General features: G+C 68.9%; 9 protein-coding genes. 7 read left to right on the forward strand and 2 right to left on the reverse strand.

Annotated elements, in window-relative coordinates:
- Positions 1 to 58 precede the first annotated feature (58 nt).
- Positions 59 to 1,153, reverse strand: a complete 1,095-nt coding sequence (locus AB0M20_RS14100) for an MHYT domain-containing protein (protein WP_364297985.1) — start codon at positions 1,151 to 1,153, stop codon at positions 59 to 61.
- A gap of 172 nt (positions 1,154 to 1,325) precedes the next feature.
- Here AB0M20_RS14100 and AB0M20_RS14105 point away from each other — a divergent pair, with 172 nt between their 5' ends.
- Together AB0M20_RS14105 and AB0M20_RS14110 are read left to right on the forward strand one after the other, a co-directional pair.
- Entirely contained in the window at positions 1,326 to 1,688 is a 363-nt protein-coding gene (locus AB0M20_RS14105) for a metalloregulator ArsR/SmtB family transcription factor (protein WP_364297987.1), read from the forward strand.
- A complete protein-coding gene (locus AB0M20_RS14110; protein ID WP_364297989.1) occupies positions 1,681 to 2,301 on the forward strand; it encodes an SRPBCC domain-containing protein in 621 nt (206 codons plus the stop codon). Before AB0M20_RS14105 ends, AB0M20_RS14110 begins: the two co-directional genes overlap by 8 nt.
- A gap of 11 nt (positions 2,302 to 2,312) precedes the next feature.
- Here the strand turns inward: AB0M20_RS14110 and AB0M20_RS14115 are convergent, their stop codons facing one another.
- Positions 2,313 to 3,347, reverse strand: coding sequence for a glycosyl hydrolase (locus AB0M20_RS14115; protein WP_364297991.1), 1,035 nt, complete (start codon positions 3,345 to 3,347; stop codon positions 2,313 to 2,315).
- A 79-nt stretch (positions 3,348 to 3,426) separates the two neighbouring features.
- Between AB0M20_RS14115 and AB0M20_RS14120 the strand changes: the two genes are divergently transcribed.
- The 5 genes from AB0M20_RS14120 to AB0M20_RS14140 all read left to right on the forward strand — a co-directional run.
- On the forward strand, positions 3,427 to 4,542 hold the full coding sequence (locus tag AB0M20_RS14120; protein WP_364297993.1) for a sialidase family protein: 1,116 nt from the start codon (positions 3,427 to 3,429) through the stop codon (positions 4,540 to 4,542).
- Positions 4,539 to 4,835 carry a MoaD/ThiS family protein gene (locus tag AB0M20_RS14125; protein WP_364297995.1) on the forward strand — a complete coding sequence of 99 codons (297 nt, stop codon included), beginning with the start codon at positions 4,539 to 4,541 and terminating at the stop codon, positions 4,833 to 4,835. Before AB0M20_RS14120 ends, AB0M20_RS14125 begins: the two co-directional genes overlap by 4 nt.
- A gap of 196 nt (positions 4,836 to 5,031) precedes the next feature.
- Positions 5,032 to 5,955: a hypothetical protein gene (locus AB0M20_RS14130; protein WP_364297997.1), complete on the forward strand. Its 924-nt coding sequence runs from the start codon at positions 5,032 to 5,034 to the stop codon at positions 5,953 to 5,955.
- 74 nt (positions 5,956 to 6,029) lie between these two features.
- Positions 6,030 to 8,474, forward strand: coding sequence for an alpha-L-arabinofuranosidase C-terminal domain-containing protein (locus AB0M20_RS14135; RefSeq protein ID WP_364297999.1), 2,445 nt, complete (start codon positions 6,030 to 6,032; stop codon positions 8,472 to 8,474).
- A gap of 52 nt (positions 8,475 to 8,526) precedes the next feature.
- Positions 8,527 to 9,042 (forward strand): MFS transporter (locus tag AB0M20_RS14140; RefSeq protein ID WP_364298001.1); only part of this gene is annotated, 516 nt, incomplete at its 3' end.

The following is a 9,042-nucleotide window of genomic DNA, read 5'->3' on the forward strand; positions in this document are numbered from 1 at the left end:
TAATCCGCCGCCCGTCGATCTGGAGAGCTTTTCGGCCTGTTTGTCAGCGCGGTCGCGGCTATTTCTTGGCGCGGTCGCGGAAGGTCCAGCTGCTGTCGGTGGTGGGCATCCGGCGCGGGCCGGGCTCGCGCTGGCCCGGGATGAACGGGCCGTCGTCCGCCTCCTCCTCCGCGGCCAGGTCGGCCTGCAGCGAGCTGAGCCGCTCCCCCAGCGACGGTCCGCTGCTCGGCGGGAGCGGCGTGACCACCGGCGGCGGGTAGGACGGCTGAGCGGATTGAGCGGGGTGGACCGGCTGGACCGGCTGGACGGGCCGGGGCGGCGGGACCGGGGCCGGCGTCCGCGTACCCCCGAAAGCCGGCGCCGGCGCTCCCGGCCGCATCGCGGCCTCCTGACGCGCCGCGATGTACGCCAGGCCCGCGCGGTCCTCCTCGGTCGGCGCCGCCATCAACGAGTAGACGAGACCGAGCACACCGAAGATCACGGCCACGCCGATCGGGATGAGCAGCTGCGACGCGGTGGCCCCGGCGAGCGGAGTGATCGGGGCCTGGGTGCGCACGGACATCGCCGACATGCCGGTGAAGTGCATGCCGTTGACCGCGATCCCCATGATCAGCGCGGAGACGAAGATGATCAGCGGCTTGGTGACGGTCATCGTGAGCCAGAGCGCGACGGTCGCCGCGACCACGGCGATGGCCACCGACATCGCCACCCGGGTGGTGCTGTAGTCGATCGAGCCGTCCAGCCGCATCGCCGCCATGCCGGTGTAGTGCATCGCCGCCACGCCCAAGCCGGCCAGCACGCCGCCGATCACGATCCGGAGGCGCCGGGCTCCCGTGCCGAGCAGGGCGATGGACAGGCCGATGCCGACCGCCACCACCGCGATGATCGCGCTCGCCGCCGTCAGGCCGACGTCGTAGCGGATCGGCGAGCCGACCACGTCGAAGCCGAGCATCGCGACGAAGTGCATGGTCCAGATGCCGGTGCCGCCGATCGCGACCGCGGCCAGGCTCAACCACCAGATCCGTCCGCCACCGGTGGGCGCCTTCCGCAGCCGGACGGCGCAGACCAGGCCGAGCAACGACCCGAGCACCGAGAGTGCATAGCTGACGGTGGGCGTAACCCATCCATGACTCAGGTGATGGATCTCCGCCATTACCGTGGTCCCCTTCATTTAGATGTCCGGATGCATCCTGCCCTGACCCGTCTGATCTGCATAACTCTGAGATCCATACGACGCAGAATCAAGACGTTGGTACTACTCAAGTCCCGGCCGGACAGCTAAGTCACGCTTGCCTTATATAAGATGACGCTGATAGGTTGAGGCCGTGCACGCGTTCGACGTCCTCGGCGACCCGGTCCGCCGGCGCATCCTGGAGCTGCTCGCCGACGGCGAGATGACCTCCGGCGCCGTCACCGACATCATCCGGGCCGAGTTCGGCATCACGCAGCCGGCCGTCTCCCAGCACCTGCGCGTGCTGCGCGACAACGGTTTCGCGACGGTGCGCGCCGAGGGCACGAGGCGGCTGTACGCGGTGCAGGACACCGCGCTGCGCGAGGCCGACGAGTGGCTGAGCCGGTTCCGGCAGCTGTGGACGCCGCACCTGGACGCGCTGGCCACCGAGGTCGCGCGGGGAAAACGAGAGCGGCGACTGGCCGCTCCACGAGACCGGGAGAACGACCATGATTGACGTCAAGACCGAGATCGATGCGGTCTCCCGCTCCGTCGGCACGGCCGGCGACGCGCGGGTGTCCACGATGAGCCGGGTCTACCCGACCGGCATCGAGGACCTGTGGGACGCCGTGACCAGCGCCGAGCGCATCCCGCGGTGGTTCCTGCCGATCACCGGCGACCTCAAGGAGGGCGGCCACTACCAGCTCGAGGGCAACGCCGGCGGCACGATCACCCGCTGCGACCGGCCTCACGAGTTCTCCGCGACCTGGGAGTACGGCGACACCTCGAGCGACCTCACCGTGCGGCTGACCGCGGTCGACGAGGAGCACACACGCTTGGAGCTGGTGCACTCCGGCGTGCCCGACCCCGACTTCTGGGCACAGTTCGGGCCGGGCGCCACCGGGCTGGGCTGGGACGGCGGTCTGCTGGGCCTGTCGCTGTACCTGTCCGCGCCGGACCGGGAGGTCGACAAGGAGGCGGTGGCGGCCTGGATGGGCACCGACGAGGGCCGCGACTTCTGGCGGCGCAGCAGCGAGTCCTGGTATGCGGCGAACGTCGCCGCCGGCACCGACCCCGAGACCGCGCGGGGGATGGCCGACCGCACCTTCGCCGCCTACACCGGCGGATAGGAACTGGCGACCTATTCCAGGGCTTGCGGCGCGAGGTATTGGCGGTTGATCCGCAACGTGTCCGGGTCGGAGTCGAGCCGCCAGTTCTCGCCCTTGCTCTCGTGGAAGAACGCGATCTGGGTGAGCCGCGGGAAGCGGGTGGACTCGTACAGCGCCTCGTGCCAGAACGCCTTGTTCTTGTGCGGGGCGCAGCCGATCTCGCCGACCATGAACTCGGCCGTCGGGTGCAGCTTGGTCAGCCGGTGGTACATCGGCGCGATGATCTGCTCGGCGGCGTGCCGCGGTTTACCCCGCGCCGTCCACTCCTGGTTGTACCCGTCCACCCCGATCACATCGACCCACTCTCGACCGGGCCAGTAGTCCTCGGCGCGGTACTTCCCGATATCGATGTGGTTGGGGCAGAACATGAAGAAGACGTTGCCGGCCTGCACCCGCCGGGCCATCCCCACGATCCGCCGCCACGCCCGCTTCCAGTCGTTCGGACCGTTCACCGTCGCGTTCCGGCTGGCGGCGGCCCACGGATACCAATTTCCGTTGCTCTCGTGGAACAGCCGGATGATGACCCGGCCCGGGTAGCGCTTGGCGGCGACGAAATAGTCGGAGAAGTAGCGGTCGAGCAGGCCCCGGTTGATGTTCTCGAACGGGACCCCGAAGGCCTCCCAGCAGAGCATGCTGTCGTACGGCTGGTCGGGGCGGATCGCCGCGATCCGGTCCGCGGTGCCGGTGTCCCACGCGCCGAAGGACTGGAACCAGGAGAACACCGGGAGCCTGGTGTAGAGCAGGCCCTCGAGCCGGACGTGGTCGTCGACCAGGCCGTGCCCCTGTCTCGCCCATGCGCCGAACCGCACGCGCTGGGCGATCGGGCCGGTCGTCGGACGTTTCGAGGTGGGCACGATCGACGGCAGGGCCGGCCCGGACGGCGCCGCGGACGACGGCGGCCCAGTGCGCGGCGCCGCGGCCGGGCTCTCGTCGCCGGGCGTCGTGCACCCGGCCAGAGTGGCGGCGGCACCGGCCGTAGCGATCTCCAACAGTCGGCGGCGCCTCACGACGACGAATGTAGCTTCCCGCGGAAATGTCGGTGGGGTGGGGCAAGATGCAGACACTGCAGACAAGGGGGTTTGTGAGATGACGAAGGTCAGGCTTCTGGTGGGTACGCGCAAGGGCGCGTTCACCATCACGTCCGACGCCGCCCGCAAGGACTGGCAGGTGAGCGGGCCGCATTTCGGCGGCTGGGAGGTCTATCACGTCAACGGGTCGCCGGCCGCGCCCGATCGACTGTGGGCGTCGGCCTCGGGCGGGTGGTTCGGGCAGGTCATCCATCGGTCCGAGGACGGCGGCACGACCTGGGATCCGGTGGGCAACGACTTCGCGTACGAAGGCTCGGTCGGCGACCACCTCTGGTATGACGGGACGCCGCGTCCGTGGGAGTTCAAGCGGATCTGGCATCTCGAGCCGTCGCGGACCGACCCCGACACCGTGTATGCCGGTGGCGAGGACGCCGCGCTGTACAAGTCGACCGACGGCGGTCAGAAATGGACCGAGCTCACCGGTTTGCGTAACCATCCGACCGGCCCGCAGTGGCAGCCCGGCGCCGGCGGCCTGTGCCTGCACACGATCATCCTGGATCCGGCGAGGCCAGACCGGATCTTCGTGGCGATCTCCGCGGCCGGCGCCTTCCGCACCGACGACGGCGGGCAGACCTGGCAGCCGATCAACCGCGGGCTGCGCTCCGGCGGGATCCCCGATGAGGACGCCGAGGTGGGCCACTGTGTGCACCGCCTGGCGCAGCACCCCAGCCGGCCCGAGACGCTGTTCATGCAGAAGCACTGGGACGTCATGCGCACCGACGACGCCGGTGAACAGTGGCGGGAGATCAGCGGTGATCTGCCGACCGACTTCGGCTTCCCGATCGCGGTGCACGCGCACGAGCCCGAGACGGTCTACGTGGTGCCGATCAAGAGCGACTCCGAGCACTACGTTCCCGACGGCAAACTGCGCGTCTACCGCAGCCGCGGCGGCGAGGAGCGGTGGGAGCCGCTGACCAACGGCCTGCCGCAGGAGAACTGCTACGTCAACGTGCTCCGCGACGCGATGTCGGTGGACACGCTGGACGACTGCGGCATCTACTTCGGGACCACCGGCGGGCAGGTGTACGGGTCGTCCGACGGCGGCGACTCGTGGGCGCCGATCGTGCGGGACCTGCCCACGGTGCTGTCGGTGGAAGCCCAGGTGCTGCCGTGATCCGAGTGGTGCTGCCGCCGCACCTGCGCACCCTGGCCCGGGTCACCGGTGAGATCTCGGTGGAGGTCGACGAGCCGGTGACCCAGCGGTCGGTGCTGGACGCGGTCGAGGGTCGCTATCCGATGCTGCTGGGGACGATGCGGGACAGGCGCACCGGCGAGCGCCGCCCGCTCGTGCGCTTCTTCGCGTGCGAGGAGGACTTGTCCAATGAGTCCCCCGACGCGCCGCTGCCGCAGCCGGTCGTCACCGGGAAAGAGCCGTACCTCGTCGTCGGAGCAATGGCAGGTGGTTAGCAAACCTTCTTGTGAATGCTTTTTAGAATGGCTCCAGATGAAACTTTAAGATTGCCTTAAGTCATTGCCTGGACGAGCTTTCTTGCATTTGGTGTGCAACCCTGCAGTCCGCCGTTCGCCGTGGCATGGACGCCATGGCCGGCGATTCGGGCAATAGGGGGCCGGTAGAATGGCAAGAAAAGCAAGCACGACACTGGTGGCCGCACTGATGATCCCGGTGCTGGCGTCCTGTGGAGTGGTTGGTGGAAAGAAGGACGAGGGCGGGGACGCGGGCAGCAACTCCGGCCTCGGCAACGCCTCGGGCAATGAGGACGCCAGCGCCGGGCAGGGGGATGCGCCGGCCGGCACGCAGTCGTTCGACATCAACAAGACGGTCTGGTATTCGGGGATGAAGCTCACGTTCGGGAAGCTGACCTACGACCCGGCGAAGGAGTATCCGGAGGCGAAACTCGCCATCGACACCACGGTGGAGAATGTCAGCCCGACCAGCGTGCAGGGCAGCCCGACCTTCACCATCAAGGCGAACGGCAAGTTCCTCGAGGGCCGGTTCAACGACGACCTTCGCACCGTGCCCGCGGGCGAGACCGGCAAGACGACCGTCGACTTCCAGCTCATCGGCACCGACCAGGAGCCCGGCGATCTCTCCGCGGCGGAGCTGCAGGTGGGCGACAGCAAGTCGGTGAACGCGGTGGTCCCGTTCGGGGCCGGAGGTGAGCTGGTGGATCTGGCGCCGACGGTGCTGCTCGACAAGCCGATCTCGAAATCGACCAAGTACGGCAAGGTCACCTGGAACAAGTGCTCGCTGGAGGGCTACTTCCCCTCCGACCACGAGCAGGTCGAGAAGGACATGCGGGCGGTCGTCTGCTACCTCGACATGCAGCAGACCGTCGCCATGCCCGCCGGTGAGGCGGTCGACCAGGGCAACTTCATCCTCCGGGTGCCGGACGGCTCGGTGGTGGCCGCCGACGAGGGTCCGATCCAGGCCTTCTACCGGAAGCAGAAGATCACCGACACCGAGGTCGCGTTCAAGATCCGGTGGCCCGCGCCGGGCACGTACAAGATGGAGGTGGAGTTCGGCGAGGGAAAGTCCACCATTCCGCTGACCATCGCCGATTCGTAATTCGAGATGGCGCGTTCGCAAACAGGGCATTGATGCCCGTCCATGATCGCCGGGGGCCGCACTAGGCTCCCGGCATGCGCTTTCTCGCCGCCGTTCTCGTGACCGTCCCATTGCTTGTCGCGTCGCCGGCCTCGGCGGCTCCGGCGTACACCATCACGGTCGACTCCGCCGCCGACGGCCCGCAGATCAACGACCGCATGTACGGCGTGTTCTTCGAGGACATCAACTCGGCGGCCGACGGCGGTCTCTATGCCGAACTGGTCCGGAACAGGTCGTTCGAGTTCCGGCCGGTGGACAACCCGGCCTATACCGCATTGACCGGCTGGTCGGCGTCCGGCACGGCGACGGTCGCCGAGGACGACGGCCGGATGAACGAAAGCAATCGCAGCTATCTGCGACTGTCCGCCGGCTCGTCGGTGACCAACGGCGGCTACTCGGGCGGCATCGCCGTCGACGCCGGCGCCAGGTACGACTTCTCGGTGTGGGCCCGCGGCGAAGCCTCGCTGACGGTGACACTGCACGACGCGACCGGCCGGGCGCTGGCGCGGCCGTTGTCGATCGCTTCGCATGGCGACGCGTGGACGAAGCACACCGGCGTCCTGCGTGCCACGGCCGGTTCCGATGCCGGGCGGCTGACGGTCGCCACGAGCGGCGACGCGGCGGTCGACATGGTGTCGCTGTTCCCCCGCGACACCTTCCGGGGGCGGGCGAACGGGCTGCGACGCGACCTGGCCGAGAAGGTGGAGGCACTGCACCCGGGCTTCGTACGCTTCCCCGGCGGCTGCCTGGTCAACACGGGCAGCATGTACGGATACGACGAGGCCTCGAACTATCCGCGGGCGCGCGCGTACCAGTGGAAGGAGACCGTCGGGCCGGTCGAGACGCGGGCGACCAACGCCAACTTCTGGGGCTACAACCAGAGTTACGGGCTCGGCTACTACGAGTACTTCCAGTTCTCCGAGGACATCGGCGCGATGCCGTTGCCCGTCGTGCCGGCGCTGGTCACCGGGTGTGGGCAGAACCGCGCGACCGAGGACGAGGCGCTGCTGCAGCGGCACATCCAGGACACGCTAGACCTGATCGAGTTCGCCAACGGCCCGAAGACCTCGACGTGGGGTGCGCTGCGGGCGCGGATGGGACACCCACGACCGTTCGGGCTGACCCACGTCGCGGTCGGCAACGAGGAGAACCTGCCGGACCAGTACTTCGCCAACTTCCTGCGCTTCCGGTCCGCGATCAACGCGGCGTACCCGTCGATCACCGTCATCGGCAACACCGGGCCCGACGACCAAGGGGTGACCTTCGACCGGCTGTGGGCACTCAACCGGCAGGCCGGCACGGCGATGGTCGACGAGCATTACTACAACAGCCCGGCATGGTTCCTGCAGAACAACCGGCGCTACGACAGCTACGACCGCGCCGGGCCGAAGGTCTTCCTCGGCGAGTACGCGTCGCAGAACCACCGCTTGTTCAACGCGCTGTCCGAGGCGGCGTACATGACGGGCCTGGAACGCAACGCCGACGTCGTGCGGATGGCCTCGTATGCGCCGCTGCTGGCCCATGTGGACAACACCCAGTGGACGCCGGACATGATCTATTTCGACAACAACGCCTCGTGGGGCTCGGCCAGCTATCAGGTGCAGAAGCTCTTCATGAACAACGTCGGCGACCGGGTGGTGCCGTCGCGGGCCACCGGCGCGGTGGTCGAGCCGCAGCCGATCACCGGCTCGATCGGGTTGTCGACGTGGGCGACGGCGGCCCGCTATGACGACATCCGGGTCACCACGCCCGACGGGACCGAGGTCTTCAGCGAAGACTTCTCGGCCGGCGCCGCGCGGTGGTCGCCGGTGCGCGGGAACTGGGCGGTGACCGACGGGGCGTACGCGCAGACCGACACCGCCGCGGAGAACGCCCTGACCACGGTCCGCGACCTGAACCTCGGCGACTACGACATGACCCTGACGGCGACGAAGACGGCCGGCAACGAAGGGTTCCTGATCGCCTTCGGGGTCAAGGACACCAACAACCTGTACTGGTGGAACCTCGGCGGCTGGAACAACACGCAGGGCGCCGTGGAGAAGATGACCGACGGGGCGAAGGAGCAGTTGTTCACCCGGCCGGATCGCGTGGAGACGGGCCGGACTTACAACCTCAAGATCTCGGTACGCGGAACGCAGGCGCAGCTGTTCGTCGACGGTGAGCTGTGGGGGTCGGTCTCGGACAACCGGGCGTCGGAGCCGTTCGCGCAGGTGGTGACCTCGGACTCCGGCACCGGTGAGTTGCTGGTCAAGGTGGTGAACGCGCAGTCCTCCCCGGCCGTGACGGCCATCGACCTCGGCGGCCGGCGGGTCGCGGCGCGGGCGACCCGGACGGTGATCGCCGGCGACCCGGCGGCCCAGAACACGGCGACCTCCCAGCCGGTCCTTCCGGTGACCACGACGGTCAGCGGGATCGCGCCGACCTTCACCCACACCTTCCCGGCGAACTCGGTGACCTTCCTGCGGATCCGTCAGCGCTAGGCCGTCCTTAATAACGCGCGGTCGCCGGTGGTGCTGGCTAGGCTTTCCGGTCGTGCCTGTCGCTCGCCTCATGCCGTACGTGGTCGGGGCCGTCACCGTCCGGCTGGCCGACGAGGGTGCGCGGATCGCGCTGCTGGTGTTCGCGCTCGATCGGATCGACTGGGACGGCGCCGGTGGGCTGCTCGTCGCCGGGCTGATGCTGCCGCATGTTCTCGCCGCGCCCGGTGTCGGCGTGCTGGCCGACCGGGTACGGCGGCCGGCGCTCGTCATCGGTGCTCTGGCCCTGGGGTTCGCGCTGTCGCTGGCGCTGACCGCCGTCACCCTCGGCCATGTGCCGTTCTGGCTGTCGGTGCTCGTCGTGCTGCTGGGTGGCTCGTGCGGGCCGGCGCTCACCGGCGGGCTGAGCAGTCAGTTGTCCCGGCTCACCGCGCCGGGGTCGCGGGCCCGGGCCTTCGGGGTGGACTCGCTGACGTACAACATCGCCGGGATCGCCGGGCCCGCCCTGGCCGGGGTGGTCGCCGGCTTCGCCGGGCCGGTCGCCGCCTGTCTGGTGATGGCCGGGCTGGCC

Source organism: Actinoplanes sp. NPDC051633 (assembly GCF_040681735.1).
Classification (GTDB): domain Bacteria; phylum Actinomycetota; class Actinomycetes; order Mycobacteriales; family Micromonosporaceae; genus Actinoplanes.